The sequence below is a fragment of the Bradyrhizobium sp. McL0616 genome (genome assembly GCF_049993385.1).
In the GTDB taxonomy this organism is placed as follows: domain Bacteria; phylum Pseudomonadota; class Alphaproteobacteria; order Rhizobiales; family Xanthobacteraceae; genus Bradyrhizobium.
This window is the reverse complement of record NZ_CP188255.1, coordinates 3500072-3524590: the sequence shown is the minus strand read 5'-3', so window position 1 is coordinate 3524590 and position 24519 is coordinate 3500072. Positions and strand designations below refer to the sequence as shown.

Here is a 24519-nt window from a genome sequence, read left to right as displayed (position 1 = left end):
AGTGTGCGAGAACCACCCTTTCCAAGCTTGGAATGAGAAGGGCTGTCAATGCGGCGCGGGAATGCCGTGCGAATTTCAACAGGCCGAGGGGTTCGAACAACCAGACGTTTCAAAGGTCATACCCCGGCCGCCAGGATGACAGCGGAAAGACCCACAACTCGGTTTGCAAATATGGCACTCAACGAGGGCTAAGGAGGGCCTGGCCGGCTTCAGTCGGATCGAACCAGTCGGTCGAACAGCCGATGACAGGGTTCGTGCTGAGGACTCACAAGCCCGACCTGATCCCGGATAAGGTGCCGAAGCGGCATCGCGCCGTGAGTTCTGAGGTATTCGATGTCAGGCGTAATCGAGCGGAACAACGTGAACGTTCGAGGAACCGGGGATCGGGCTGTCGTGTTCCGGCATGGATTCGTTGCGCCCAGAACATGTGCTGTTTTGTGGCTCCGGCGTTCGAGAACGACTTCGAGACAGGGACGTTCGACCAGGTCGGCGCGGGCGGTTCTGATCTCGCCGCCTACGATAAGACTATATACTCCAGCCTATCGGGGTATGCCGACGACCTCATCGAAATCGGCCGCGAACTCGAACTGGAAGACGCCATCTTCGTCGGGCACTCCGTCAGCAGCATGATCGGGGTGTGGCCGCGCAGAAGGCCCCGGGCATGTTCGGCAAGCTCGTTCTCGTCGGTCCCTCGGCCCGATACATCAACGACGATGGATACGTCGGCGGCTTCAGCGCCGCACAGATGGAGGAACTGCTGCAGTTCCTCGAGTCCAATCACATGGGCTGGTCGACCCAGATGGCGCCCGCGATGCGACACCCGAAAGCCGCTCCAACCCGAACTCGAACAGGTCGTCGACGAACTGCGCATGGGATCACCCGGAAGCGAAATCCTTGCCGATTTCGCGCTCGACCGGCCGGTTGATTGCGACGCACGCGTGTCGGTCCGCTACTCTCCAACCTTCTAGGCAACGCCTTGACGCATGGCACATCCGACCAGCCGTCGGCAATCCAGAGCTCGAAAGAGCCGTCGTGCATTGCGGCGTGAACGACGACCGTCGGAGTAGCTCTGCTTCAGGATTCATCCGGCGTGCGGATGCTCCAGAAAGAATCGCAACATTTCCTTCGTGGCATCCGGCCCATCTCCGTCCGTATAGGATCCGGCGGGGCTCCCCCCAGACCAGGCATGGCTGGCGCCGTGTATGTTCCAGTGCTCCAGGATCTCGCGCTGGCCGTCGACGTGGGTCGTTCGGGTATATCCATGCCCTCCCGGAATTTGCCCGCGATGCACTTTCTTCTGCGTCTTGGTCGCTCCGATAGCCATTTCGACGACTAGGGCGCCATTGTCGGGATGCACGGTGGTGTCGCGATCGCCGTGAAAAACAATGGTGGGGATCATCGGACCGGCCGCCGCAGGACGAGCGCCTTTGCCCCCTTGCCGCATGGCGGTGAACGCCGAGGGCATATCGCTGGCGGCTCCGTAAGCGAGTCCGGAATGAATCCCGACCGCCGCGTATAGATCGCTATAGGTGGCTCCCATGATCGCTGCCGCGGCGCCTCCGGCCGAGAGGCCGGCGACGAAGACGCACTTTGGATCGATCGAGTAGTCACGCATGACTTGGCGAGTGATGCCCGCGATTAGCGAGGGCTCGCCTTCGTCGCGGCGCTGGTCGGCCGCACGAAACCAGTTCCAGCACTTGGACGGATTGGCGCCGCGAGGCTGTGCTGGATAGACCACTAGGCAGTTCTGTTCTTCCGCGATGAAGTTCATTCTAGTGCCGGCCGCGAAATCGTCCGGCGACTGCGTGCAGCCATGCAGCATGACGACCAGCGAGTGCGGCTGACCTCGTTGGTAGCCACTTGGGATGAACAGCTTGTAGGTCCGGCTTCCGGCATCGTTGCTGTAGGTGCCGTCGATGAACTTCGTTCCTTCTGGCACGATGTCGGTGATCGAAGCAGGCGCGTGCTTGGCGCCCCGCAGGCCCAGCCAAGTGCCGTCCTTGGTTCGCTCGAACAGCGGCCGGTGCCGACGTGCCGTGGTAGCCGGAGCTTTGAGGTCGGCCCTGCCGACGCGGTTAGACTTGAGGTCGACGGTGGGCGAAACGCCGCCCGGAAGATCGATGAGCTGCGGGGTGAGTGATTGAGCAGCGGGCGCATACTCGCCTTTGAACATGCGCTGCAGCAGCGCCGTGGCCTCGGTCAGTTGCCCCGCTCGAGTCAACCGCGTGGCTTCACGCAGCGTGTCCTGATTCAACATCGTGTTCACCTTGTTCTGTCGGCGAGAGCGGCCTTGACCGCGGGGGTGGCATGAAGAGCTCCGAGTACGGAAACCGAGCCGATGGCAGCGCGGGCGAGATCGGCCGTGACGTCCTGCGCGATGCTGGCAAGCCCAAGCACATTGATGTGCAGCATCTCGCCGGCTCGTCGCGCCGCTTCGAGATCCGCGCGCGTGTAATTCCGGAGGCCGAGATCTAGGCCTTTACGGGCGGTAGATTGCTTGACCACGTCGGCATGACGCTCGAGCTGATTGCGGATCGCCGTCCGAATGAAATCCGTGCGATTCGAATAGAACCCATCCCTCACCATCAGATCGACGTGGCCCAGGTCGACGAAGCCGAGATTGATGGTGATCTTTTCGGTTTCCGGGGACTTCGGCCTCAGTTCTTGAACATTCGAGGGCATCTTTTTGCCATCCATATACCATCTGCGTGGATGGCATATGGATGGCGCACCTTCCCTTACAAGAGGGGCGCGTGATGGAACTTTTGGAGGGCTTGGTCCGCTGCGGCGAAAACCTTCTCGACGACGATCGAGGCGGTTGAGCAGAAAGTGCGGCCTTAGCCGGATGGTTGCGCTCGTCAATAACGACCCCGGCATGGAAGGCCGACGAACCTACTTCTGCTTAGTAGCTTTGAACGAGGTCCGCCGTAGCAGCCTCTTGGAAGTGATTTCCCGATACTCCGCATCTGCAACGAACATGACGACGCCGACCGCTCTAGTGGAACAGGTGGAGAATCCTTCGCCATGCCGATTCTGAATCCCTGCCCCGTGCTAACCGGCCGGAACGACCGCGGTGGCGGAAGGATTCGTCCCGGCAGGAGCGACGCCATGCTGATGACGAAACAGAGACGCCCGGCGGTCCGAACGTTGCGAGGCTGGGCGTTCGGTGTATTGCAAGAGGCCGGCGCAATCCACGAATGCGAAGAGCACGGCTGAGCGCAGGATCGCGCCGATCCTCATGCCCGAGAACGCGCCTTCGACATCGCCCGCCTAGACCCGCCGTCTGGTGTCTCGCCGGAGGACGCGGTCACGGAAATCGGCGACGCGCTCGGATCAATCGGCGACACTTGCCCGGAATGCGCGCCCAAACGCTAGGCGGGCAAGCGAGCGCACACGACAGGCTTGCCGTGCCGTAAAGCGCTTGGGTCTAAGACTAGAAGATGCCTCCCAAAGCCGCGCGCCGACTTGGCGCGCGAACATGGAGGCCGATTACTTCGGGTCCGCAGGTGCCTGAGCGTTTGCCTTGTTGGCATCGGCCTTGTTCGCTTCGTGATGACCGACAACGCAGCCGGCCGCAGCGCCGACCTTGCCGTGCCCCGCCATGTGTCCGGCGACGCCACCGACGATGGCGCCCTTAATGCAGCCCTTGGCGTCCGCAGCGGGCGCCACGGCGAGAGAAATCGCGACTGCGCAAGCCGTTGCCAAAATCCATTTCATCTGAGTTCTCCGATCGTGAATGATGTATGAATCCAACGGATCCGGACGCACTCCGTTCCCACACGCAAGGATCGGCGCTACTCGTTCCGGGCGCGGCGCAAACCATCGGTCAGCTTCCCCTTCTCTCTCTGCCAACGAGCCTCCTCGTCTTGAGCCCTCTTCTCGACGGCGTCACGCTCCGCTTCGATGTCGCTTGCTCGGACATCATGTTCGCGCTGGGCTTTGTCGAAAGCAGCCTGCGCTTTGGCGACCGCCCGATCGCGCCGCTCGCGCTTCTTGGCTTCCTCAGCGAGCTCGCGCCGGCGCGCTGCATCACGTTGCTTCCGCTCCCGCTCGAAATCGACCGCGGCCCTGCTTGCCGCTTTCTCGCCGATCTGCGGGCCTGCGGACTTCTTCGCCTTCGATCGGCTCTCGCGAGGATGTTCAACTTCCTCGTTGGTCGGCAGGTCGGAATGCTCCGCAAAGCACCCGTTCGATCCGGCGGGGCGCCTGAGCACTACGCCAGGCTGCGCCATAGTCGCGGCAACGACGTCGGGGTCGTCCGTCTCCTTCGCAGCGCCCTGATGGAACAGGTTGCTGCCCGCACCCCATGCCTCCAGCGCCGCCTTCATGGAAGGTGCCGAGATCGCCAGATCATAAAAGCCCAGCGAGGTCTGGTAGGTTCTCAGCTTTCTTGGCATGGAGCCTGCCGCGCGGTCGTCACGTTAGATCTCAACGCCGACGTGCGAACAAAACTCCCAACACGAAAGCCGCCAAGAGCGAGCGCAACGGCGCCTCCACCGTCACCTGCCGGAGCCGCTCGGCCAATTCCTCCGCCGAGCGTCCGAGGTCCACTTGCTTCTTCGTCCAAGGCTTCTCCCGAAGAGGATTCTCAAAACCGTGCTGATCGTTCGTCAGCCCGGAGGCTTCTCTCATCGCCGCGGTTTCGCTTGCATCCATACAGTCCTCCTACGTCTGCCGAAGCAAGCATCCTCGGGACCTATCGGTTCCTAAGCCGACTTCCGCCGTGTTCCGACCGCTTAGAGAAGCCGACGATGACCGTCTTGCTGACGGGACGTGGAAGGGGCACGGGCTCCCGTTTCTTCGCCGGCTCAGATGCACGGTAAGGATCGAGCGACGGGGAGCTCACGGGCCGTCACGCAAACAGCTCGATGCCGTGAGGCTCATTTCTGCTTACGCGGTTGAAAACAATCCCTATTGCGCCTCATCTACAAGTGCCTGACATCCCCGTAGGCCCTGGATGATTGGGCTAGAGACAAATACCTCGCGCAGCTGGCAGTGCCTGAGCTCCCGAAGAGACGGCGCTTCAGGCTCACACCTGTCAAGAATCCCTCGCAGATGGTACGCGATGCTCGCGGCAATATGCCGGCGGTAAGTGACTAACCTCGATGAGAAGTTTAAGCACATCTCGTGCAAAGGTCTTGTTTAGCCGGAACCAATCCGCCCACTGAAGTTTGACAGTCATTGGGGAGGAATCAATTTGCGAGCAAACAGTCAAACCGTTTGAGGGAACAAGCCCTTCAAGCAGAGCGCCTCTCCAGCACAATGAGCGATATCACTGCGTCCCGCACGCTGAGGGCCATTTCTGCGCAGTATCACGCCGAGGCTGACGAGCTTGAGCGGCAGGAGTCTAGCAGGTTCCAAGCTGGCGGCTCCTTCGGAGAATCTCTCGGGCCATCAGCGTGTGACCTCCGACCACTGCCCTAACTTCGTCGTTCCACAGGTGGCCGATGCTATTCGTGCTCGTCTCGCAAGCAGCGGGCAACTTCGATGACCATCCGCGAGCCGAGCGACCCACTAAAGCGCAAATTGGCTTTGGTATTAGAAGAAGCGTTTCAAGATCTACCGAATGGCGCAGACCATAAGACTCGCTAGCTGATTGCTGCGCGGCTTGGCTGGCGGCGGGCAGATCATCTAACCGCGTGCCTGCCCGCTCCTACACTGTCTGGCCTGCCGAACGAGCACGAGCGCACACAACGCTTTTTTTTGGAAACCACGAGGCATCCGGCAACCCCGCGTTTGTTTTGACCCGGACGCGGCGTTCGCGATTAGGAACATGTGGTGAAGGGCGCGATTGGTCTCGGTATTTCCCAATTCTCAGCCCTAGAGGTCGCCATGTATCATCACGTCAAGAAGCTCATGTTCACAGTTCGCGTCGACGAACCGGATCCCCACTTCGGCAACATGCTGCTTGAACAGTTTGGCGGGGCCAACGGCGAACTCGCGGCGGCTATGCAATATTCCATCCAAGGCCTGAATTGCGAAGACCCCGACCGCAAAGACCTTCTGATGGATATCGGCACGGAGGAATTGAGCCACCTTGAAGTGGTAGGCTCGCTCGCCCGCCTTCACCTCAAGCCCATGAAGTTCGATCGCGAAAAGGCGGAAGCGGATCCGCTGATTGCTATCGCCGGCGGCGGCGGAGTCAATCTGTTCAACTCGCAAGGCAATGCCTGGACCGCCGACTATTTGAAAATCACAGGCGAGCTCGATGTGGACCTGCGCAGCAACATAGCCGCCGAAGCACGCGCAAAGATCGTGTACGAAAGGCTGATCAATTTTTGTGATGATGCGGGGACCAAGGATGCGTTGCAGTTTCTTATGACGCGCGAAATCACTCACATGAAGGCCTTTTCAGCGGCGCTGGAAAGCATGAAGAAGCCAGCTTTCTCGATCGGCAAGATCGCACCCACGCCCGGCCTCGTGAATCAGTTCTTCAATGACTCGACCGGAACCGGGGACGAAGGAGAGATTGATACTCGCGGACCGTGGAATGAAGGCGGCGACTGGGAGTTCATTGCGTCTCCCGCCCTATCGACCCCCGAAACAGATCAGGAGACGGCAATTAAGACGGAGAGTTCACCACCGATGGTGCCGGAAGGTCTCAGCGAGCTGCTGGTTGTTGAGCTCAGGGATATCCTGCATGCGGAAAAGCAACTGATGAAGGCTCTTCCCAAAATGGCAAAGGCGGCGCGGTTTGACCGTTTGCGGGAGTGCTTCGAAGTCCATCTGGTGGAAACCGAAGGGCAGATCGAGCGCCTCAATGAGTCCTTTTCGCTTCTCGGTGAGACCGCTCGCGCCAAGCCGTGCAAGGGTATGATGGGCCTCGTTGAGGAGGGCCAGGAAGTCATGGCTGAAGGTGAAGACAAGGAAGATGCGGTCGCCGACCTCGCGTTGATTGGTGCCGCGCAGCGCGTGGAGCACTACGAGATATCCGGCTATACTACTGCTAAGAATTTGGCGCAGCAGCTTCGACACAGCGCCATCGTATCGCTGCTGTCGAAGTCATTAGCAGAGGAAGAAAACGCCGACCAGTTGCTAAACCAAGTGGCGCGTACCCTGATGTCTGTCGCTAAGATGCCCGACGCGATCGAACAAAGCGCAGAACAGGAATAATCGGCAAAACGCCCGGGGCCGGTTCATCATGAGCCGGCCCCATTGCTTCCACGGAGAGATTGCCATGTTGCTCTGGTTCCCGATGCTGAACCTGATGATCGACGCGATGCAGGTCGTAGAGATGCGACTTCGCCTCGTCGCCGCCGGGAAGGCGACTTCCAAAGAGCTGTTCTTGCTGGTGGATGAAAAGTCAGATGCTCTTACGGATGCTGGCGCAATTCTCATCCGCGGTGGAAACTACGAGGAAGTCATCGACAATTACCGGAAGATCGTCTCGGCCAACTTTGAACGGCTGTCTCGTTGATACGATTCCCTGTCGAAATCGATCATCGACACCCGGCGCGCGGACCGAAGTATCAAGGTGATGCTCGCGTTCCTTTTAGCCGCAGCATTTTGTGAGACTTAGATGCGTGGAAGCCGAAAGGAGAAGGTCGTCCCTGTTTGTTCATTTGAGGTGACGGAAATTTCGCCGCCATGAGCTTCGACGATCAATTTTGCGAAGTAGAGGCCAAGGCCAAGGTGTGTGCCGTGTTCAGTCGGATTATTGACGTCCTGACCGCGTGCCCAAGATATAAAAATCAACTTTTGTGTTTCAGGGGAAATTGGTGAGCCCAGATTATGCACGGTTATAGTAACCACATCAGGATCTGCGCCTGCGACCCTCACCGTGATCGGGCTTGATAGGTCGCCATACTGAACAGCGTTGCCCAACAGGTTGGTTAACACCTGTCCCAGGCGCGCGCGGTCCCATGAAGCTATTGGATCGCCGTCATGCCTAACTTCAAAACGCCGATCTGCGTTGATGGCACGAAGCTCATCTGCGATTTCCTGACAGAGCGAAGCGATGTCGATTGTCGTTTTAGCTATCGGAATTTCTGTGCCGAAAGATAAGCGCGTAAGATCGAGCAAATCGTTGAGAATTTGCGTCGAGCGGCCCGCCGCGGTCTTGATTTCCGAAACCACTTTCGCTTGCTTGGGATTCGCTGTTCCGGAGCGCTCCATCCACTGTGCGCCCGGTCAGCCAGGCAACACATCGGGCGGCGGTCCATCGCCCCGCTGCTGCATTAATTCCTGCTCGGCCGCATACCAGTAGCGTTCCATCTCGCCGTCCGGTCTCCCTGCCTCCTCCCACATCTCAAAGGCACGCGAACGAATTTCGTCTTCCGTCGGTCCGGCCATGGCTGTCACTCCTGTTTGCGAACGAGCGATGAATGCGGCTCTCACTGCAAAGTTCCTTTAGAAAGAGCTTCTTCCCGCTGGTCAGGCGTTAGGACCTCGGAGAAGATCATGCCGCGCAGAAACACATCAGCCCCATGGGCAGATCTGACGCGGGAAGAGCGTCGGGGAAGAAGGCGCCTGCGGCGTGAAAAACAGCGTGGGGACAACGACACCGTGCGGCCAAAATGCATGCGGCCCGGCTCAAGATGGAGGGGGCAACGAAGGGTCTACCCGAATGGGCGAAATCTCTTCATATTGGATGCTCCGGATGGCGTTACTGGAAATGGCGCGATACTTTCTATGCCCAGATCCCACAGCCGGAATGGTTCGGGCACTATCTGAAGCGCTTCGACACTGTTGAAATCAACGCCTCTTTGAGGGCTTTAAGACCATCGCGATCTTCTGCTGTCTGGGACTACTGGTCTCACTCGTCGCCGCATGAGATACGGCCTGGACTTCACAGCCTCCTGAAGCGCTCGCGCCTCAGGACGCGGTCGCTCGAGTTCGCTCGCGACCTTTGCGACGGCGCGCGCGCCGTTCCCGCCTTCACTTCGCCCGCTCCGCGAGGGGACGCACCGGCGGAACAGGCGCATCGGTCGTTTCGGCGCAAGCCGCGCGGGTTGGACCAAACGGAGCGCCGCTATCCTAATCTTGGCCGCCGGGAGGGAGCTCAAGGATTTTTCTCAACAGCGTGGGATTCTCAAGAGCCGCGCCTATTTCCAGCTTGTCGAACCAAGCGACGACATCGTCTAAGCTTTCGCATTGCTCGACCTTGGCGGTTGCAGTCGCGAGGGGCACGTCGACAGGACCAAATCTGCGAGGGCTGGCAAGCGATTGCGAGCCCAGATGCTCGACCAGCAATTCCGGATCCCGGCCAAGCTGGCGTAGAGCCCCGGCCATTTTAGTGGGCTCAGATGCGGCGAGCTCGTTCGCGCGAAGCACCACGGCCGGCGGGCTGTTAATTTCCGGCGTGGCAAAAACTCCGGGCGCGCTCAACCGCGAAGACGTCATGATCCCCAAGGGGATCGAAAGCAGGAGCCCTAGCACCACAGGCGACATCCAGAGCAGCAGGGGCAAAGAGACTGCATAGGCGCAGAGCGACAGGAGGAGGCCGCAGAGTGTTGGCCCGGCGAGCTTTCGATAGACTTCGCCGCGGGCAGGCTGTCCATCGCCTCTGCGCTGCACTTGCCAGCCCGCGTCCCGGCCAGCGAGAATTTCCACGACGGCCTTGGTCTGGAGGATCATCATGCAGGGAGCAAGCAATGCCGCTACGAACGTCTCGCAAACGACTCCCGCCAGGGCACGAAAGCTTCCTGCAAATCCGGTCCGCTCGTCACGATTGCTGATCAGAACCAGATAGGCCAGCAGCTTCGGCAGGATCAGAAGCCCCATTGTCGCGGCAAAGACCCAGGCCGCAAGGACCGGGTCCTGCTGCGGCCAGGTGGGAAACAAACTGAAGCCCTTCGGAAAGTATTCGGGCCGGATGAAGTGTGCCTGAAGTGAAATGAGCAGGCCGAGCAACAGGAACAGAAGCCAGAGCGGCGCCGTCACGTAGGAGCCGATGCCGGTGAGCAGATGCAGCCTCGAGACCCAGTGGAGCCCGCGCGCGGGCAGGACCGCGAGATGCTGCAGGTTACCTTGACACCAGCGGCGGTCTCTCCCCGCAAAGTCCAGCAGCGACGGCGGGACTTCTTCGAAGCTGCCGCGAATGGCCGGCACCATATAGATCGCCCAGCCGGCGCGGCGCATCAACGCGGCCTCGACAAAATCATGGCTGAGGATGTGTCCTCCGAAAGGTTTGCGACCGCGGAGTTCCGGCAGTCCGGCCTCCGCGGCGAAGGCCTGTAGCCGGATGATGGCGTTGTGGCCCCAATAGTTGCTGTCGCCGCCGTGCCACCAGGCATTGCCCGCCGTGATGAGGGGGCCGTACACGCGCCCCGAAAATTGCTGCAGCCTGCTGAACAGGGTGCGCGCGTTGACGATGACGGGCTGCGTCTGGATCAGCGCACAAGTGGGGTGGCGCTCCATCGCGTGGACGATGCGAACGATCGTGTCAGCCTCCATGAGGCTATCCGCATCGAGGACGATCATGTGATCATAGGCCGCGCCATGTCTTGTGACCCAGTCGGCGATGTTGCCGGACTTCCGTGCGGTGTTGTCGGAGCGATGCCGGTAGTAAAGCCGATCTGCGCCGCAGGCGCGGCGTAGCCGGATGAAGGCCATCTCTTCGCTGATCCAGATGTTCGGGTCGGTCGTATCGCTCAGCAAAAACCAGTCGAATTGTGTGCCGTATCCGGTCGCTTCAATGGATTCATACATTGCGCGCAGCCGCGCCATCACATGATGCGGGTCCTCATTATAGGTAGGCAGCAGCATGGCGGTGCGCGCGGTGACGTGAGGCAGCGGGCCTGTCGTGTCGATCGGCAGGCTGGGCTGCCCGCGCGTCAGCAGAACGAAGAAGCCGGCAAAGGCGGACATGAACGAGAATGCGACCCAGGCGAGCAGTAAAAGGAATAGACCAAGCAGCAGCGCCTCGAGAAAGGTCACACCGCCAACTTTCACCACGTCGTACATGCCGTAGCCGCCTGCAAGCGTCAACAAGGCCGTACCGGCAAAGATGAAGAGACGGCGAACCGTCAAGTTGGCGCTCGTCAGCGCTTGCGATCGCCTGACGTCGGCCGCGCGGTCTAGCCGGCACGGCAGCATAGACAGCGGGCTTTCCTGCGGCAGGAACGGACGGTTGCGAGCGCTTGGCAGCGGCGCCTGCGACTGCTTCAAGGCGTCCATCGATAGATCCATACTTCTGAGACCGGCGCATCGTTCTGAGCCAGGAACGCCCGCAGTTCGATCGACGCCTGCCCCTTGATCGCGCACTGGAAGCTCAGACGCCATCCGCCCGTTGCGGGATTTGGTTGCGTGACGATGTTGCTGATTTCAGCCTTTTCAGCGGTCACCACCCCTTTGATGGCCTTGGGATCAACGCCTTTGAGGCGGTCGCCCATAAGTTCCAGGACGAACAGCTTGCTGTCATCTCCTCGGCTGCCGATTCCCGTTCGCGTGAATCGCGCGAGCGCGTCGGCTTTCGGCGCGTCCGGCCCCCAGTGCAATCGATAGGTAAAGATGTGTTCGCTCTTTGCCGTCAGGGGCTGCTTCGGCTGCCAGAGCGCCGCGATATTATCGTGGACTTCCTCCTTGGTCGGTATCTCGAACAGTTTCACCGCCCCTTTCGCCCCAATCGCCGATCGGCTCGAACCAGAGGCTTGGGCGCGTTTCGAAGCTGGATTCCAGATCCTGATAAACGAGATAATTCCTCTCCCGCTGCATGAGGCCGAAGCCGCCCGGATTGACATCGGCAAAACTGCTGACCTGCAGATCGTGCGGATTGTTAAGCGGTCGCCAGATCTGCTCACCTCTGCCGTTGAAGATCGATAGTCCATCCGAGTCGTGGACGGCGGGGCGGAAATCGTCGAAGTCCTTCCGATCGTTCGGGCCGAAGAAGAACATGCTGGTCATCGGCGCGAGCCCCGCGTGCTCGACGTCGACCCGCGGATAGAGCGCCATCTCGACGTCGAAAACCGTGGTTTGGCCAGGCCGGATGGTGAAACGATAGCTTGCTGCCGCGCTCTTGCTGTCGAGCAGCGCGTGGACCACCATCGAGGAGGCATTAGGCGCCGGCTTCTCCAGCCAGAATGCCTTGAACACCGGAAACTCTTCGCCTTTGCTCTCGCCGGTATCCATAGCGAGACCCCGCGCGGACAGACCATACGTCTGTCCTTTTGCGACCGCCCGGAAGTAACTTGCACCGAGGAATACACAAAGCTCGTCGTAATAATCCGGCTTGTTGATCGGAGTGTGGATGCGGAAGCCGGCAAACCCAAGGTCTGCATCTGGCCATTGTCCCAGTCCCTCGCCGAATGAAAAGTCATCGCGTCGGTATGCGACCGGTGTGACGCTCCTGTTGGTGACCTGAAAGATATCGACCCTGTTCTTGTAAAAGAAGCCGCGGTGGAAAAATTGCACCTCGAATGGCAACTTTTCGTCATGCCACAGCGCCTTCTCTGGTGCGAAACGGATAGATCGGTATTGGTCGTAGTTGAGATTCTTTAGCGCGTCCGGCAACTTCTCGTCCGGGGGGACGAATGCCTTGGTCGCAAGCGCACGCGCAAGCTCGCGCACGTAGGATGGGCTAAACGTTAGGGCGGCGCCGGACTGTGCGTCCGCTGCCCGCGGCAACACAGCTGCAGCTGAAACAGCCACTGATGCACGAAGAAGTTGTCGGCGATTCAAGTTTATGCCTCCGGTTTCGAAGCGAGGGAGCAACTGCCGCTGTTCCCTGGAGTTCCGCGGAAAACCAACGACTGAGCTGGCATTAGGCCGTGATGCGGCCGGTCACGGGGCAAGCTGCGCAATCCTCTTGCCTTCCTCCCTAGCCAAAGAGCGCACGCAGCGCCGACACGATGGCTGCGGAAGCCGCAAACGACAAAGCGAGCAACGTCCAATCTGATCGTGCGGTCTCGTTGGCCAACCGACGCACAAGCGCCTGTATTCGCCTCAGCATCCCTCGCCCACCAGTCGCACGAAATTGGCCATGTCAAAGCCCGTCAACTCCTCGGCGTCCGCACTACGCGCTTCCCTACCGGCTGCGCGAAGTTTCCGGACGCTGGATGCCCGGCACGGAAAGGACCACGCTGTTTCTATTGCCGCGAACCTCCATCTCAACGGTCCGGGCAGCGAAACATGGTTCGACGCCAACTCGGATAGACCGCGAAAGTTTCTACTTTTTCCCGATTGGCTGAATCGCCAGACGATGACAGCTGCGACATTTTTTGACGCTCCCACAAAAATGCGCTTCGGCCGACCGTCGGCCTGTCTAGGTTCTTCGCCTAGGCGACGTCGTCGCGGCGGGGTCGTTGTCCAGAAGAACGCAGCCGTCTGAGCGGTCGACGTGACCGGCAGTGTGCTCAATGCGAGATCTCAGACTTCTGCAACTCTTGCAGGCCAGAAACAGCAGCTTGTCGCAGTTAATTTTTCACGTCGGTTGGGATGCTTTAGGCGTGGCATACGATTCCAAGTACACACAGATTGAGCAACGGTGCGTTGCGACCGGCAGCGCTTGTCGCCCAAACATGAATGATTCGCGGTATGTCTTAGCTCATGGCGAACGTCGCTGCGCACGGTCAATGAAATTTGCGCTTGCGGTGGTACATGTCGGTTTGCGGAACGGCAAACAAAGAAAGCCAGGACGGCAAGCGAAGGAATCGAATGATGACAGATCAATTATCTTGCGTCAGGTGTAAGGGTGAAATGGAAGCAGGTTTCATTCCCACCCCCGGACGCGGCCAGATGACCTGGTTTAAAGGCGATCCAAGTCTGGCGCGATGCCGATCGTTTGCACACGGCGCCCTGGCCCATTGACCGAGTTAAGTGCAGCAAATCGCCGCGACGATGCCCCGACCGGACCCAACCAAATGTCTCGCAGCGAAGGTGCTGTCGCCGTCGAAAACCTGCTCCCGCTTCTCGGAACGCGTCACACGATTTCGTAAGCGCGACGGGGACCGGGCCTAGCAAAGTCCGGGTTCTCTTCCAAGAACGCAATTCCTCTTTCGATTATCCCGGTCACTAGAAGCCAAACCAAAGGGTTCGAGCCCTCGCCGATGACAACGATCGCGTCTTGATCTGGCAACGCCTGAAGTTCTCGCACTAGTTCGCGCACTTTCATGGTCATATTGCTCTCCAGCAGAACGATGATGCGCGCTAAACTCAAGTCGCATCGAGGTCGGGCCAGCCGTCGAGACCGGCCCAGTCGCCGCCGTTAGTGACGATGCCGCCAGTTACCGCGCCCGCGGTACCAGCCGTAGTGGTGACCGCGACCGCCATGCCAGCCATGATGGCCGTAACCATGGCCGCCGCCGCGCACCTGAATCACAGCATCGTCCTGGGTCGAGGCCAACGGGGCGATGCCAAGCATGCGGGTCCGGGGCACTCCCACACGTTCGAATTTCAATTCCGGGCTACCACCCGCCGAACAGTTCATGGCGGTCCATCGCCACGCGTGGCTCGGTCGGCTTTCGAATCGCACGATGCGGGCGGGGAGCGCGACGCTCGGCGAGGCGGCTGACCAGGGTCGGCGCGAGCTGTGCGGCTCGACTATTCTGCGGCATCATCGCGAGTGCGTGCCGCGGATCTTCGTGCTTCTCGATCTCGGCCGGACCGGAAGCCATCACCATGGGCGCGCTCGCCGTGTCGAAAACGATCTTCTCCGGGAGGTTTCGCGCCGAGCGGATTCGGATGATGCTTCGATCCACGTCGATTGCGGCCGAGCGCTCTGCGGGCTCAGGCAAATACCGATCGGCTGCCAAGAGCAGCCCGAAAAGCACGCTGCCGACGAAAACGAAATATCTGTAGACCGGCATGCCCCCCCCCGCTGAACGAGCCCGACGGTCGAGCCTGCGCAACAACGGGAATTTTCGGCAATCGTTCCCTTTTGATGGCGCAGTCGGGGTCGATATCCGTTTGAACGATCCGGGAAATAGTGCAGGGTTGCTCCGATCAGGAGCGATGTCGATGTCCACCGAAAGCAGCGCCGCGGCGGCCCGCGCATGGGAAGCCTACACGATGATCAACCCGACGGCGAAGGATGACGACGTGCGCCACGCGGCCCTCACGCGGTTCGTCGAGGAGCGATCGGCCGCGGACGGCCTGAGCGCGGAGGCGTTGGCGGTGGAAGGGGTGAAGTTTCTGAAGAGCCTCGAGGTGGATAAAACGATAGGGGCCGCCCGAGCGGGCAGCCCCTTCGTCGAAGGTCTCGTCGATCACCAGCCGCGGGTGCCGAAGCTGAAGCCGATATTTGGCCCGCTGGAGTAGCCGTAGCCGCGATCGTAATAGCCCGGTCCACCGTAAAAGCCGTAGCTGCGGCGCGCGACGTAGGCGTCGTCGTCGTAGTAGCGCTGGACGTAGCGAGGGCCTCGCGTCCGGAAGCAACGGCCGTATTCGTCGCAGACCAGGCGGACCTGTTCGACGTTTGTCGTCTCTGCGGTGGCCAGGCCGCTGGCGTTTAGCGGCGCGGCCGAAGCCGCGGTTGCGAGCGATGCCGCCGCGGCGGCTACGAGCAGAATGGTCTTCATCGTTCTCTCCTCCTGTTGGCTATGGTTAATCGATCTCTTCGATGACGCGCCGCTCCTGCGGCTCAACGATGTAGGTTCGGCTATCGCGGTGGATGTAGCGGTACTCCCGCAGCGTCGGCGCATCCCGATAGACCTCCTCCGGGAAGGTTTCGATCTCGACGCTGTCGGGCACGCGTTCGCCTCTGCGGATCTCTGTCCGCACAGTGCTTCCCGTCGTCGTCGTTCGCCGTTCGACCGGCGCCGCACGAACGTGCTTGCGCACGGTCTCCCGATCACGGTCGCTGAAGGTTACTTTGCGTTGCTCGCGGGGCGCCGGCGCCGCCGCCGTAGATCGCCCCGAGTAAGGCATCGTAGCGACGATCTGATAGCTCGAAGGATCGACGATCACGATCTCGTCGCGGACCAGGACGAAGTTGTAGCCCCGGTACTGCGGAACGATTTCGACGACGTCGGCCGGAAGCTGCTGGAGGCGCACGTCGCGCGGAATGGCCGTACCCACCGACACCGAGAAATTGACGTTGGTGAGAGGCTGGACGTTCACATGCGAGACGGATTCGCTGACGCGGGTCCGCTGCGTGTCGTTGAGTTGGACCGAAACATTGGTCCTTTCCGAGCCCGTTCCCCCGGTCGCATTCTGCTGGGTATCCTGCCGTTGCGCCGGAGGGTTCGATGAGTTGCCCGTCGCTGGCGTCTGTTGGGCCTGGTTGGCACCCGTAGTTGGCGGCGGATTGGTCGATTGCTGCTGGCTGTTCGCCGGCTGGCCGGAGTGGGTCTGGCTGACCGTAGCCGGCTGCTGACTGTTCTGAGCGGACGTGTTGTTGCTGCCGCCGTTCGTGGCCGTCGAGTTCTGGTTGGTGCGGCTACTGTCGGTGGCCCTGTTCTGCTGCGTCTGAGAGGTGGTAGGCGCGGATGGAGTCTGGGACGAAGCGGGCGGAGGCGAGGCCTGCGACTGCGCCGACGTCGTGGTCGATGGGTCGGACGTCTGCGGGCTCGGCGCCGATTTCTCGGTTTGTTGTGCCGAGGGGCTCGAGCCCGGAACGTCCTTGGAATTGCTCTGCGCGAAAGCGGCGGTCGAAATCAGAATGGCTGCAGTCGTCGTCATCAACTGGCGTTTGATCATGGTGTCCTCCAACAAAAAGCGCACACCAACCGCGCGTCCAGGCGACCGTTCCTACAATCGGGAAAAAGTGGCAGTTTTTATTTGGAGCCTTGGGAACTCCGCCGCGTTCGGCTGGCGCGCCCTATTGAGGCGCGATCTCGCCATTCCCGCTCGCATCCTGCTGCTGCGAAGCCTTACGATTATGTCGCTTTTCCCGACTCTCGGCACGTCGCTCCTCTCGCTGTTTCCGACGCTCCTCGCGCAACTACCGCCTCGTCTTCGGACGTTCGTCTGTCTGCCCTTCATACCGAGCCTGCGGCGGAAGCTGCGTCTGCTGCGACTTCTCCTCAGCAAGGTCGACCGCGACGACCGGCGGTGGAGTGATGGGCTCGGATGTTGCGGGAAGAGCGACGCGTACTGCGGGCGTGGGCGCGGTCGCTTGGTGTTGGATGCGGGCCGGTCGCACCTGCTTCGATGCTGAACTAGCGAACAGAGCGCCGCCGCCAAAGCCCGCGGCGATGATGGCGATGGTCGTTACCACGCCGGAAATAAAGAATCGCAGCTTGGCTGACATGGGACCTCCTGGTTCGGTCGAAGCGAACGCATCAGATCGAACAAGGTTGCGGCCCGGATGTCCTGTCTCGGCGCTGGGCTATCCCAGTTTATTGAGCCGACGATATGCGCTTCGCCACCGCCGCGCGGCGCAGTCGACGGCGCTTCTGCCTGCGCTGATTCCGCAGCGCAAGGGGGTCGCCGTCCGTTTGGCGGAAAGATCCGCGGACGGGCTCGGACGCTTGGGGCGGCTCGAATTCCGGTCGTGCCTCCATCATCTCGAGCACGGCCCGGCCTTTGTCGGTGATCCGCCAACCGCCGTCGAGACGCTCCACCAGTCCTTGCGAGAAGACGTCGAGGTCCGGTACCCGCGCCGCGAGCCGCCTGGTGCGCTCGGCCCACTCCCGCCCGCTCGTCGCCAGTATCGCCATATCGCGCTTGATGTCGGCCATCGAGGCATGGCCTCGCGGGTAACTCACCAGGATCTTCAACACCGTGACCTGAAAGTTCAATTTGTCGCTCTGTGGAACGGCGGCTAAGAAACCGATGTAAGTCCGTCTGCGGATGGTCGCGCAATGACGAGTCGGCAGAGTAGTGAACACAGGAACTTTCGGCATTCCGAGGGTGCAAGCGGCCGCAGCGATTCTGCGGCACATTTGTCGCAGACCATATTCCCAGCTTACAATAAATTGCCACAAATTCCCGCCGATGAGCGGCGTGGAATTTCGAAAGTGCGCATGTCGGGTCACGCCCCCGTCGGCCTTGCCGGCATCGATGAACTGCCTTGGGGCTCGCATCTCTGCCAATTCTTCGCCAACGGCGACGAGCTTCGCGATGCGATCGTTCCCTATTTCAAGGCGGGCCTCGAGAACGACGAGCGATGTCTGCTCGTCGCGATGGCTCCCTTCGGAGCCGACGACGCCCGTAGTGCATTGCGGGCGGCAGTCGGCGACCTCGACCGAAGGGAGTTGGAGAAGCAAACGAGATCCACGACGTACGGACATGGTACGACGCCGCGGGTGCCATTGACAGCGAACGTATGGCCGACGGCTTGCTGCGCAGCGAAGAGCAGGCGCGTGACGGCGGCTACAACGGCTTTCGGACAAATGGCAACATAGGCTGGCTGCGGCGCGACCAGTGGACGGACTTTCAGGATTACGAAGCGCGGGTATCGCGCGGCCTGAAGGGCCGTCGCATGATCTCGCTGTGCAGCTACTGCCTGGACGGTTGCGGGCCTCGGGACGTTCTCGACGTGGTCTGCCGACACGACGTGACACTCGGTCGCAACGGAGGTGGGTGGACCGCGATGGCCGCCAGCGGCGGCGAGCTCGCGAGAGGGTCCGCGACCGAGCAGCGACTGTCTCTTTTGGTTCAGGAACTCGAACACCGGATCAAGAACAGCCTAGCGACCGTTCAGGCACTGGCGGGCTCGACGATCCGCAGCGCGCATTCACTGGAAGAGTTCGAGAAGTCGTTAAACGGCCGCACCGGGGCGCTCTCGCGGACGCATTCCATGCTCACCGCGGGCGGCCAGGAGCATGTCGCCTTGCGCGAGCTCCTGGAGAATGAATTGGCTATGTACAGCGACGAAAACCGCGACCGGGTCTCGATGGCTGGGCCTGATGTCGTTCTCGGAGCGCAGCCGGCCATGGCGTTCGGCATGGCACTGCATGAACTGACCACCAACGCGATCAAGCATGGCGCCCTGTCGCCCCGCGGCGGAAAGCTCGAAGTGGTCTGGAACCGAGTTGCCAACGGCTTGGCGTTCGAATGGATCGAAAAGGACGTCTACCTTTCCTCACAACCGGCCAGGATGGGCTTCGGTACGCAACTTCTCAGACGCCTTCTTCCGCATCAGTTCGGTGCCCGGGTCGACATGAAGTTCGATCCCGACGGGCTCAAGGCCAAGATCGAAATCCCGCTCGCTTGAGCGGAGCCGATCTCTTTCGAGCACGTCGGGATCGAGTTCGCGGCGGGCGCCTCCTCCACGACCCGCCGCGACGGCTTATTCGACTTCCTGAATCACGGCGCGGGTTTCAGGATCGACCAACATCACGCGCTCGCCGGAGTATACGTAGCGGTACTTCGTGAGCGAAGGGCCCCACTCAGTCGGCACCGCCTCGAGTTCGACATCGCGCGGCACCGGCGAGCCGACCACGATCTTCTCCCGGGTCTCGACCGGACGGATCTTGTGCTCGGTGACGTAGCTCCGGATCTTCGTGCGGTACTCCGGTTCGATCTGCACGGCGCCGGAATGTCCCGTTCCCGTCGTCGTAACGACCGTCGTCTGAGCGAATGCACTCGTCGAGACCAGCACGGCGGCGGCGGAAATCAGCAACAACTTCTTCATCACGTTCTCCTCGCCGCTGGATGCGGCGCAGCGAAGAACCTTTCCACCATGGCAATGTTCCTCACGGGCAGGAACAAGTTGCCACTTTTTCCCGTTGTTGACCGCCCGTGGATATGCCTCGGGAACATCGGAGGAGACGATATGACCTTTAAGACTCTTGCCGCTGCGACACTGATCGCGGCCTTCGTGACCCCGGCGTTCGCGGCCGTCGAATTCTACGTCGTGCAGGACGCCAAGACCAAGCATTGCACCATTGTCGATAGGAAGCCCGTCGACACGACCACGACAGTCGTGAGCCCGTCCGGCACGGTTTACAAGAGCCGCACGGAAGCCGAAGCCGGGATGAAGACCGTCAAGGTCTGCTCCTCTAACTAATCGAAGCAACTCAGGGAGACGACGATGCCCGTTCTGACTCTGTGGGGCGTGCCGGCCGTCCTTTTCGTCGGCGGCGGCATCTACCTGATCGGTCACATGCACTGATCTCGACGCGGCGGTGAAGAGGCTCGCCGAAATGCGGCGACCTCTTCACCGTAGCTCACGTGATTTCGGCCCAGCTACGCAGCGTTGGATCTCAAGCCAGCACGACCGAGCGGGGTGCAGCGTGTTCTGCTTATCTTTCCGTCTTCATCAAACCAGAATTTGGTCTGCGCCGCCGTGCCGTCGTAATCTAGGTAATCCAGGATAACGCAATCCCCTTCGGGCAGCACCTCGTGGAGTTCGAAAGCGGCCGACGTTGCGGCCTGCAGCTTGCCTTGCCAATAGCGAAGCAAGCCGCTCCGCCGGACGAAGCGTCCGCCGTCGCAGCAATCGAGCGTCGCCTCATCGGCATAAAGCTCCAACAGATCCACCAAGCGACGCTGGCGGCACGCATCAAGCCAATCGATCACGACCCCGACGGGGTCGAAATCCGTTCCCGAATCCGACATATTCCACCTCGCGTACTTGTCCCCGGTGGCGGGAGTTTGTTAGACCGAGCGGGTTGAACGCTGCATGAACCGTCCGTTCTGCTTGCGTTTAGGATCAATCAAGCGTCGCGGGATGGATCGGAAGACTGCAGCGTACTGTCGTGCGCCCGTTCTCGCGCGGAAAGCTCAAGCTTGCCGTCGAGCACACGAACGCGCTCCGACATGCCGGTCAGACCGCGACCGAACTTTAGGTCCGGAAGTGAGGGGCCGTCATCCGCGACTTCAATGATTAGATTTTCGCCGTCTAGCAGCGCCGAAACCTCCAAGTGGGCCGCGTTCGCGTGGCGCAGCACGTTCGTGACGCCTTCTTGCAACACGCGGTAGGTCGTCTGCGACAATAGGCCGTCGAGGGCATCGAGATCGCGTCCAATATTCGATCGGATCCGTAGGTTGGGCGCTTGTTTGCGTGCGTCGCGCAACAGTGCATCGAGGCTTCCGGACAGTGCCAGTTCCTCGAGATAGAGTGGACTCAATCCCTGCAGGATACGCTTATTGACCTGCTGCAGGGCTTCGGCCGCCTCGACGAGGCCTTGCGACGGCACGCTTGGGTCGGACGCGTTTTCCGAGAGTGCCGCCGCGTTGGCACGGATGGCGAAAAGCAGCGGCCCCATCTCGTCGTGAAGTTCGCGCGCGACCCTACGGCGCTCCTCGTCCTGCAGCGAGACGAGCTTGCGCAGGAGATCTCGGTTGTCGCGACTTAATTGCTTCAAGGTCGCGGCGAGCCGGTTGGCCTCGCGGCAGAACTCACGGATCTCCGGCGGACCAGCAAGAGGAATGACCGTATCGTAGTCGCCCTCGCGCAACCGGGTGAGGCCAGCGCCGAGCAGCTCCATCGGCCGGATCGTCCTTCCGGCAACAAGATGTGTGCCGAATGCGGCGAACAGCATCGGTAGCGAACCGGTCGAAACGATCGCAAGAAAGCCCATCCACTTTTCCCAGATGTCGGCCGACAGGTCCGGAGAGAATACGATGGCGCCGACCGGGGCAGTGCCGATGTCGACCGGATAGCTCTTCGCGAGGTCAGGAATAGCGAGGTTCGAGACAAACCAGGCCGGAACTCTACCGCCGTGAGAGCGCGCGGTCTGCGTAGGCGCGGCCGTACCTGCAGGAAGATACCCGACTGCCTCGACGTTTCCGAGATTGGTGCCGAAGGCGTCGAGCGTCTCCTCGGGATTGCGGGAAGCCTTCAGTGCCGCGTTGAGAGCGTTCGCTACCGCTCGCGCGGAGCCGGCTTCCTGCTCGTTTTCGTACTCGAACTGGTCCGGCGAGAAGACGAGAAGCGCGACCCCTCCGGACATTAATGCGCTGACGATCATGGCGGCGATCGGCAGCAACAGCCGCTGTCGGAAGGAAAGTACGTTCCAGATCTTGCCCAATTCGTACTCCTTTGAGCGTAGTGCACTAGTCTTCTATGCGAGTAATTTTCGAACCAATGACGCCCTCGCGGCGTTCCTGTCGTGTGAATCGAGGAAGCGTTGGTGCAGGATAAGGCAAAATCGGTCGTTCGAGTGCTGATCGTCGACGACCATCCTGTGGTCGTATCGGGATGTCGCGCTCTGTTCGCATCGGACCCTTCCATCGAGATCGAGGAGGCCTTCGACGCGAAGACAGGTCATCGGGCATACCTGCAGAAGCATCCGGACGTGACCGTCGTGGACCTCAGGCTCCCCGACCTGACAGACTTCGAACTGACGCGCCGGATCCGCAAGGACGACCCGGCCGCACGGATCGTCATGCTCAGCGTGAGCGATGATCCGGCCTTTGTGGCAAGAGCAGTGGAAATGGGCATACAGGGATACGTCTCCAAGAGCGACGATCCACGGATCCTGGCGAAGGCAATCCGGAAGGTCGCCGCGGGTGAGCGCTTCGTCTCGCCCCGCGTGGCCGAAGCGACGACCTTCGCCGGCGCGGCGATCAAGGCCAGCCCCCTGACACAGATCAGCGCACGCGAGCTCGAGATACTGCGGCTGTTGGGTCGGGGCGACAGAATATCGGAAGTCGCGTCCGAACTTGGGATCTCCTACAAGACCGTCGCGAACATAACCTCGGCGCTCAAGCCCAAGCTCGGCGCCAAAAGCCACTCGGACCTCGTCCGCATCGCCGTCGAGATAAATCTGCACTGACGAAGCGCCACTCAGCTCGTCCCTTCACGCAGCCGCCGGAACGACGCGACGGCCCAGGTGCGCACAGCGAGGATTGTCATCAAGACCTTCGCAAACCACGGAATGGTCAGCAGCTTCGGCTTGACGATGACGAATAGCCGTTCGATCAGGACCAAACTGAGCAGATAACACGTCACGATCATCGCCGTCCCGGCGATCCAGTGGCCCTCCCCGGCAATGGCGACCGCGACCAATTTCAAAGGCTCTACCGTTGCCGTCGGCACTGCCAAGAGAAACAGTGACTGGTAGGGACCGAGGTTTTCGATGCGTCGTTTGAGACCGCCGGGGGGCACCACCGCCTGGGACGCAAGCCGAGGTCTAGGACGTGCTCGGTTCATCTGGCGACATTGCCCGGATTGCGCTCGCATTTGGGGCTCTTCGGTATCGTTCGGCCTATGCGGCCCAGTGCAGCCTTTATCTGCCACGGAGCGACAGGCTGATGCGAGTGACGACGTCGTCCCAATCGTGCTCTTCGTTTGCGGGATAGTTGATCATCACGCAGTGGACCATTCGAGCGGAAAAGTTGCAGCGGTCATAGAACACTTTATCGCCCTTATAGCTGGAGACCGCGAAGAAGCGCGACGTCACTCGCTTGTACTGGATGCGAGAAGGCGGATGCTTCTTCGCGAGAAAGACCGCCGGCGAATCGTTGGAGATGTTCGGCGCTGCCTGGACCGTGAAGTCGGCTCGGCCGTCTGACGTTCGGAAGCGCTGTCCCCGGCCGTCGGGCCTGCCGGCCTCTTCGTTGAAGATCGAGGCAGGGAAGTCGACGGAGGTGCCGGTCTCGGGGATGTTGTAGGTCATCCACCTTACAGGCTGCGCCGACACCACGGATGCCGAAGCGACGAAGGCCAACAAGGCAGTCGTCAAGGTCGCGTTTGGACTTGTGCTCATATTCGGCTCCTCCATGCTCCGATACGAAAAACGGGAAGACCATCCGCGTTTCAAGCCGTTTGTGTTTCGCGAAATCGAAATCACTTTCCGGTCTCGGTTCAAGCACGACAGCGAGGTCGTTCGACAGGAGCCGCTCGATAGCCTCCCGCTCTCCGGACCAAGAGGCGCGCACCGCCGCTCAGAAGCTGGATGAGCATCGCGGCGGGATCGGTCGCTGAACCGTTGTCGCGCGAAATCCTTTGGCGTTCGGCGATGACCACCCTTCGCGCTAAGCCGGGCCGGCTAGATCGCACGACGGCTTCGACCGGCGATCAGACCGTAGACGAACAGCACGATGATGGCACCGACGATGGCGCCGATGAGACCGGCTCCTTCTCCCAGCCGATACCAGCCGAGAGCCTGGCCTAGATAAGTAGCCACGAAAGCCCCGACGATTCCAAGAATCGTTGTCAGAATGAATCCCGACGGCTCGTTGTCTTCCGGCATGACGAACTTCGCTATAACGCCTGCAACGAAGCCAATGATGATCGTCCAAATAATGCTCATGTCTCTCTCCGAAAATGCAAGTGGCTATCCCGTAACTGGAAGCCGCCCATCAGGGGTGTATTTATCGATGGTGGGCGGAAGCTCGCGAGACAGCCGCTCGAGGATCTCTTGTTGAGACAGGCCGGTTTGCTCCTCCAATTTCTGCAGAACGTCCAGCCCGATGGCCTTCTGGAGGTCGGGCGGCGTCACTTCCCGGTTGGGGCCTTGCTCGATCCACGATTGCGCGGCCTCACCATGACCGTTCTGCTTGAAGTGCTCGAGCAACTCCCCGATCCCGCCGTTGAGAAGCGAGCCCGCGCCACCCCCGCCCAGTAGCCCGCCTAAATTTCCAAGCGCGCCGCTCAAAGGATTGTTCCCGCCGCTTGCCGGTTGACCCGCGGTAGCGCTGCGAAACATTTCCGCCAGCTTGTCTCGATTTTGATAGCCGGCGAGTGCAAGCATGCCCAAAAGAGCCGTCATCGATGGCATTCCGCGGCTCATTTTCGACTCCTTGATC

29 protein-coding genes and 3 pseudogenes are annotated in these 24519 nt (G+C 60.7%); 9 read left to right on the top strand and 23 right to left on the bottom strand.

Features of this window, described 5'->3' with window-relative positions; translation table 11 throughout:
* Nucleotides 1-333: 333 nt before the first annotated feature.
* Nucleotides 334-865, top strand: a pseudogene (locus ACPPVR_RS16870) (alpha/beta fold hydrolase); the annotation flags it as partial.
* A 216-nt stretch (nt 866-1081) separates the two neighbouring features.
* Here ACPPVR_RS16870 and ACPPVR_RS16865 read toward each other — a convergent pair.
* Together ACPPVR_RS16865 and ACPPVR_RS16860 are read right to left on the bottom strand one after the other, a co-directional pair.
* Nucleotides 1082-2257, bottom strand: coding sequence for an extracellular catalytic domain type 1 short-chain-length polyhydroxyalkanoate depolymerase (locus tag ACPPVR_RS16865; RefSeq protein WP_426615311.1), 1176 nt, complete (start codon nt 2255-2257; stop codon nt 1082-1084).
* A gap of 5 nt (nt 2258-2262) precedes the next feature.
* Nucleotides 2263-2682, bottom strand: a complete 420-nt coding sequence (locus tag ACPPVR_RS16860) for a CopG family transcriptional regulator (protein WP_426616126.1) — start codon at nt 2680-2682, stop codon at nt 2263-2265.
* A 426-nt stretch (nt 2683-3108) separates the two neighbouring features.
* Between ACPPVR_RS16860 and ACPPVR_RS16855 the strand changes: the two are divergent.
* A pseudogene (locus ACPPVR_RS16855) lies at nt 3109-3375 on the top strand (hypothetical protein).
* 114 nt (nt 3376-3489) lie between these two features.
* Here ACPPVR_RS16855 and ACPPVR_RS16850 read toward each other — a convergent pair.
* From ACPPVR_RS16850 to ACPPVR_RS16840, 3 genes are all read right to left on the bottom strand, one after another.
* Nucleotides 3490-3717 carry a hypothetical protein gene (locus tag ACPPVR_RS16850; protein WP_426615310.1) on the bottom strand — a complete coding sequence of 76 codons (228 nt, stop codon included), beginning with the start codon at nt 3715-3717 and terminating at the stop codon, nt 3490-3492.
* 77 nt (nt 3718-3794) lie between these two features.
* Nucleotides 3795-4328, bottom strand: a complete 534-nt coding sequence (locus ACPPVR_RS16845) for a cell envelope biogenesis protein TolA (protein WP_426615309.1) — start codon at nt 4326-4328, stop codon at nt 3795-3797.
* Between the two features lie 100 nt (nt 4329-4428).
* A complete protein-coding gene (locus tag ACPPVR_RS16840) occupies nt 4429-4656 on the bottom strand; it encodes a hypothetical protein (RefSeq protein ID WP_426615308.1) in 228 nt (75 codons plus the stop codon).
* Between the two features lie 1176 nt (nt 4657-5832).
* Between ACPPVR_RS16840 and ACPPVR_RS16835 the strand changes: the two genes are divergently transcribed.
* Together ACPPVR_RS16835 and ACPPVR_RS16830 are read left to right on the top strand one after the other, a co-directional pair.
* Entirely contained in the window at nt 5833-7113 is a 1281-nt protein-coding gene (locus ACPPVR_RS16835; RefSeq protein ID WP_426616125.1) for a DUF892 family protein, read from the top strand.
* Between the two features lie 64 nt (nt 7114-7177).
* The gene (locus ACPPVR_RS16830; protein ID WP_426615307.1) at nt 7178-7417 is read left to right on the top strand and encodes a hypothetical protein; all 240 of its coding nucleotides are present in this window, start codon (nt 7178-7180) and stop codon (nt 7415-7417) included.
* Nucleotides 7418-7515: 98 nt separating this feature from the next.
* Here the strand turns inward: ACPPVR_RS16830 and ACPPVR_RS16825 are convergent, their stop codons facing one another.
* The 7 genes and pseudogenes from ACPPVR_RS16825 to ACPPVR_RS16795 all read right to left on the bottom strand — a co-directional run bounded on the left by ACPPVR_RS16825 (nt 7516) and on the right by ACPPVR_RS16795 (nt 14903).
* Nucleotides 7516-8115 carry a sensor histidine kinase gene (locus ACPPVR_RS16825; RefSeq protein ID WP_426615306.1) on the bottom strand — a complete coding sequence of 200 codons (600 nt, stop codon included), beginning with the start codon at nt 8113-8115 and terminating at the stop codon, nt 7516-7518.
* Between the two features lie 15 nt (nt 8116-8130).
* Complete coding sequence (locus ACPPVR_RS16820; RefSeq protein ID WP_426615305.1) at nt 8131-8292, bottom strand: DUF2934 domain-containing protein; 162 nt, start codon at nt 8290-8292, stop codon at nt 8131-8133.
* Nucleotides 8293-8976: 684 nt separating this feature from the next.
* The gene (gene mdoH, locus ACPPVR_RS16815) at nt 8977-11118 is read right to left on the bottom strand and encodes a glucans biosynthesis glucosyltransferase MdoH (RefSeq protein WP_426615304.1); all 2142 of its coding nucleotides are present in this window, start codon (nt 11116-11118) and stop codon (nt 8977-8979) included.
* Nucleotides 11106-12567, bottom strand: a pseudogene (locus ACPPVR_RS16810) (glucan biosynthesis protein G). The gene mdoH and the pseudogene ACPPVR_RS16810 overlap by 13 nt, the downstream one beginning before the upstream one ends.
* A 1291-nt stretch (nt 12568-13858) precedes the next feature.
* On the bottom strand, nt 13859-14056 hold the full coding sequence (locus ACPPVR_RS16805; protein WP_426615303.1) for a hypothetical protein: 198 nt from the start codon (nt 14054-14056) through the stop codon (nt 13859-13861).
* A 35-nt stretch (nt 14057-14091) separates the two neighbouring features.
* Nucleotides 14092-14232 carry a hypothetical protein gene (locus ACPPVR_RS16800; protein ID WP_426615302.1) on the bottom strand — a complete coding sequence of 47 codons (141 nt, stop codon included), beginning with the start codon at nt 14230-14232 and terminating at the stop codon, nt 14092-14094.
* A 110-nt stretch (nt 14233-14342) separates the two neighbouring features.
* Entirely contained in the window at nt 14343-14903 is a 561-nt protein-coding gene (locus tag ACPPVR_RS16795; protein ID WP_426615301.1) for a hypothetical protein, read from the bottom strand.
* On the opposite strand from ACPPVR_RS16795, the gene ACPPVR_RS16790 reads away from it, so the two are divergent.
* Complete coding sequence (locus ACPPVR_RS16790) at nt 14896-15195, top strand: hypothetical protein (RefSeq protein WP_426615300.1); 300 nt, start codon at nt 14896-14898, stop codon at nt 15193-15195. The genes ACPPVR_RS16795 and ACPPVR_RS16790 overlap by 8 nt on opposite strands.
* On the opposite strand, the gene ACPPVR_RS16785 is transcribed toward ACPPVR_RS16790, so the two are convergent.
* From ACPPVR_RS16785 to ACPPVR_RS16770, 4 genes are all read right to left on the bottom strand, one after another.
* Complete coding sequence (locus ACPPVR_RS16785) at nt 15144-15455, bottom strand: hypothetical protein (RefSeq protein ID WP_426615299.1); 312 nt, start codon at nt 15453-15455, stop codon at nt 15144-15146. The two genes, ACPPVR_RS16790 and ACPPVR_RS16785, sit on opposite strands and share 52 nt — an antisense overlap.
* 25 nt (nt 15456-15480) lie before the next feature.
* Entirely contained in the window at nt 15481-16575 is a 1095-nt protein-coding gene (locus ACPPVR_RS16780; RefSeq protein ID WP_426615298.1) for a DUF1236 domain-containing protein, read from the bottom strand.
* 244 nt (nt 16576-16819) lie between these two features.
* Entirely contained in the window at nt 16820-17128 is a 309-nt protein-coding gene (locus tag ACPPVR_RS16775; RefSeq protein WP_426615297.1) for a hypothetical protein, read from the bottom strand.
* 88 nt (nt 17129-17216) lie between these two features.
* On the bottom strand, nt 17217-17618 hold the full coding sequence (locus ACPPVR_RS16770; RefSeq protein WP_426615296.1) for a hypothetical protein: 402 nt from the start codon (nt 17616-17618) through the stop codon (nt 17217-17219).
* Between the two features lie 63 nt (nt 17619-17681).
* On the opposite strand from ACPPVR_RS16770, the gene ACPPVR_RS16765 reads away from it, so the two are divergent.
* Both ACPPVR_RS16765 and ACPPVR_RS16760 read left to right on the top strand, forming a co-directional pair.
* Nucleotides 17682-18224, top strand: a complete 543-nt coding sequence (locus ACPPVR_RS16765) for an MEDS domain-containing protein (RefSeq protein ID WP_426615295.1) — start codon at nt 17682-17684, stop codon at nt 18222-18224.
* Nucleotides 18146-19036 carry an HWE histidine kinase domain-containing protein gene (locus ACPPVR_RS16760; protein ID WP_426615294.1) on the top strand — a complete coding sequence of 297 codons (891 nt, stop codon included), beginning with the start codon at nt 18146-18148 and terminating at the stop codon, nt 19034-19036. The genes ACPPVR_RS16765 and ACPPVR_RS16760 overlap by 79 nt, the downstream gene beginning before the upstream one ends.
* Nucleotides 19037-19111: 75 nt before the next feature.
* On the opposite strand, the gene ACPPVR_RS16755 is transcribed toward ACPPVR_RS16760, so the two are convergent.
* Complete coding sequence (locus tag ACPPVR_RS16755; RefSeq protein WP_426615293.1) at nt 19112-19456, bottom strand: DUF1236 domain-containing protein; 345 nt, start codon at nt 19454-19456, stop codon at nt 19112-19114.
* A 141-nt stretch (nt 19457-19597) separates the two neighbouring features.
* On the opposite strand from ACPPVR_RS16755, the gene ACPPVR_RS16750 reads away from it, so the two are divergent.
* On the top strand, nt 19598-19831 hold the full coding sequence (locus ACPPVR_RS16750; RefSeq protein WP_426615292.1) for a hypothetical protein: 234 nt from the start codon (nt 19598-19600) through the stop codon (nt 19829-19831).
* 179 nt (nt 19832-20010) lie between these two features.
* Here the strand turns inward: ACPPVR_RS16750 and ACPPVR_RS16745 are convergent, their stop codons facing one another.
* Both ACPPVR_RS16745 and ACPPVR_RS16740 read right to left on the bottom strand, forming a co-directional pair.
* A complete protein-coding gene (locus tag ACPPVR_RS16745; protein WP_426615291.1) occupies nt 20011-20382 on the bottom strand; it encodes a nuclear transport factor 2 family protein in 372 nt (123 codons plus the stop codon).
* 98 nt (nt 20383-20480) lie between these two features.
* The gene (locus ACPPVR_RS16740) at nt 20481-21797 is read right to left on the bottom strand and encodes a histidine kinase (RefSeq protein ID WP_426615290.1); all 1317 of its coding nucleotides are present in this window, start codon (nt 21795-21797) and stop codon (nt 20481-20483) included.
* 102 nt (nt 21798-21899) lie between these two features.
* On the opposite strand from ACPPVR_RS16740, the gene ACPPVR_RS16735 reads away from it, so the two are divergent.
* Entirely contained in the window at nt 21900-22544 is a 645-nt protein-coding gene (locus tag ACPPVR_RS16735; protein WP_426615289.1) for a response regulator transcription factor, read from the top strand.
* Nucleotides 22545-22555: 11 nt separating this feature from the next.
* On the opposite strand, the gene ACPPVR_RS16730 is transcribed toward ACPPVR_RS16735, so the two are convergent.
* The 4 genes from ACPPVR_RS16730 to ACPPVR_RS16715 form a co-directional block, all read right to left on the bottom strand.
* On the bottom strand, nt 22556-22777 hold the full coding sequence (locus tag ACPPVR_RS16730; protein WP_426615288.1) for a hypothetical protein: 222 nt from the start codon (nt 22775-22777) through the stop codon (nt 22556-22558).
* Nucleotides 22778-22997: 220 nt separating this feature from the next.
* A complete protein-coding gene (locus ACPPVR_RS16725; RefSeq protein ID WP_426615287.1) occupies nt 22998-23477 on the bottom strand; it encodes a hypothetical protein in 480 nt (159 codons plus the stop codon).
* A gap of 282 nt (nt 23478-23759) precedes the next feature.
* Nucleotides 23760-24023, bottom strand: coding sequence for a GlsB/YeaQ/YmgE family stress response membrane protein (locus ACPPVR_RS16720; RefSeq protein WP_426615286.1), 264 nt, complete (start codon nt 24021-24023; stop codon nt 23760-23762).
* Between the two features lie 24 nt (nt 24024-24047).
* Nucleotides 24048-24503, bottom strand: a complete 456-nt coding sequence (locus ACPPVR_RS16715) for a YidB family protein (protein WP_426615285.1) — start codon at nt 24501-24503, stop codon at nt 24048-24050.
* Nucleotides 24504-24519 lie beyond the last annotated feature (16 nt).

Bases quoted from the DNA above. Each gene is read 5' to 3' on its own strand.
- ACPPVR_RS16765 (WP_426615295.1), top strand. From the start codon at position 17,682: ATGACGAGTCGGCAGAGTAGTGAACACAGGAACTTTCGGCATTCCGAG.
- ACPPVR_RS16850 (WP_426615310.1), bottom strand. From the start codon at position 3,717: ATGAAATGGATTTTGGCAACGGCTTGCGCAGTCGCGATTTCTCTCGCC.
- ACPPVR_RS16835 (WP_426616125.1), top strand. From the start codon at position 5,833: ATGTATCATCACGTCAAGAAGCTCATGTTCACAGTTCGCGTCGACGAA.
- ACPPVR_RS16785 (WP_426615299.1), bottom strand. From the start codon at position 15,455: ATGAAGACCATTCTGCTCGTAGCCGCCGCGGCGGCATCGCTCGCAACC.
- ACPPVR_RS16720 (WP_426615286.1), bottom strand. From the start codon at position 24,023: ATGAGCATTATTTGGACGATCATCATTGGCTTCGTTGCAGGCGTTATA.
- ACPPVR_RS16745 (WP_426615291.1), bottom strand. From the start codon at position 20,382: ATGTCGGATTCGGGAACGGATTTCGACCCCGTCGGGGTCGTGATCGAT.
- ACPPVR_RS16840 (WP_426615308.1), bottom strand. From the start codon at position 4,656: ATGGATGCAAGCGAAACCGCGGCGATGAGAGAAGCCTCCGGGCTGACG.
- ACPPVR_RS16790 (WP_426615300.1), top strand. From the start codon at position 14,896: ATGTCCACCGAAAGCAGCGCCGCGGCGGCCCGCGCATGGGAAGCCTAC.
- ACPPVR_RS16845 (WP_426615309.1), bottom strand. From the start codon at position 4,328: ATGAAGGCGGCGCTGGAGGCATGGGGTGCGGGCAGCAACCTGTTCCAT.
- ACPPVR_RS16860 (WP_426616126.1), bottom strand. From the start codon at position 2,682: ATGCCCTCGAATGTTCAAGAACTGAGGCCGAAGTCCCCGGAAACCGAA.
- ACPPVR_RS16775 (WP_426615297.1), bottom strand. From the start codon at position 17,128: ATGTCAGCCAAGCTGCGATTCTTTATTTCCGGCGTGGTAACGACCATC.
- ACPPVR_RS16865 (WP_426615311.1), bottom strand. From the start codon at position 2,257: ATGTTGAATCAGGACACGCTGCGTGAAGCCACGCGGTTGACTCGAGCG.
- ACPPVR_RS16715 (WP_426615285.1), bottom strand. From the start codon at position 24,503: ATGAGCCGCGGAATGCCATCGATGACGGCTCTTTTGGGCATGCTTGCA.
- ACPPVR_RS16830 (WP_426615307.1), top strand. From the start codon at position 7,178: ATGTTGCTCTGGTTCCCGATGCTGAACCTGATGATCGACGCGATGCAG.
- ACPPVR_RS16805 (WP_426615303.1), bottom strand. From the start codon at position 14,056: ATGACCATGAAAGTGCGCGAACTAGTGCGAGAACTTCAGGCGTTGCCA.
- ACPPVR_RS16800 (WP_426615302.1), bottom strand. From the start codon at position 14,232: ATGGTTACGGCCATCATGGCTGGCATGGCGGTCGCGGTCACCACTACG.
- ACPPVR_RS16725 (WP_426615287.1), bottom strand. From the start codon at position 23,477: ATGAGCACAAGTCCAAACGCGACCTTGACGACTGCCTTGTTGGCCTTC.
- ACPPVR_RS16820 (WP_426615305.1), bottom strand. From the start codon at position 8,292: ATGGCCGGACCGACGGAAGACGAAATTCGTTCGCGTGCCTTTGAGATG.
- ACPPVR_RS16780 (WP_426615298.1), bottom strand. From the start codon at position 16,575: ATGATCAAACGCCAGTTGATGACGACGACTGCAGCCATTCTGATTTCG.
- ACPPVR_RS16760 (WP_426615294.1), top strand. From the start codon at position 18,146: ATGGCCGACGGCTTGCTGCGCAGCGAAGAGCAGGCGCGTGACGGCGGC.
- ACPPVR_RS16755 (WP_426615293.1), bottom strand. From the start codon at position 19,456: ATGAAGAAGTTGTTGCTGATTTCCGCCGCCGCCGTGCTGGTCTCGACG.
- mdoH (WP_426615304.1), bottom strand. From the start codon at position 11,118: ATGGACGCCTTGAAGCAGTCGCAGGCGCCGCTGCCAAGCGCTCGCAAC.
- ACPPVR_RS16750 (WP_426615292.1), top strand. From the start codon at position 19,598: ATGACCTTTAAGACTCTTGCCGCTGCGACACTGATCGCGGCCTTCGTG.
- ACPPVR_RS16825 (WP_426615306.1), bottom strand. From the start codon at position 8,115: ATGGAGCGCTCCGGAACAGCGAATCCCAAGCAAGCGAAAGTGGTTTCG.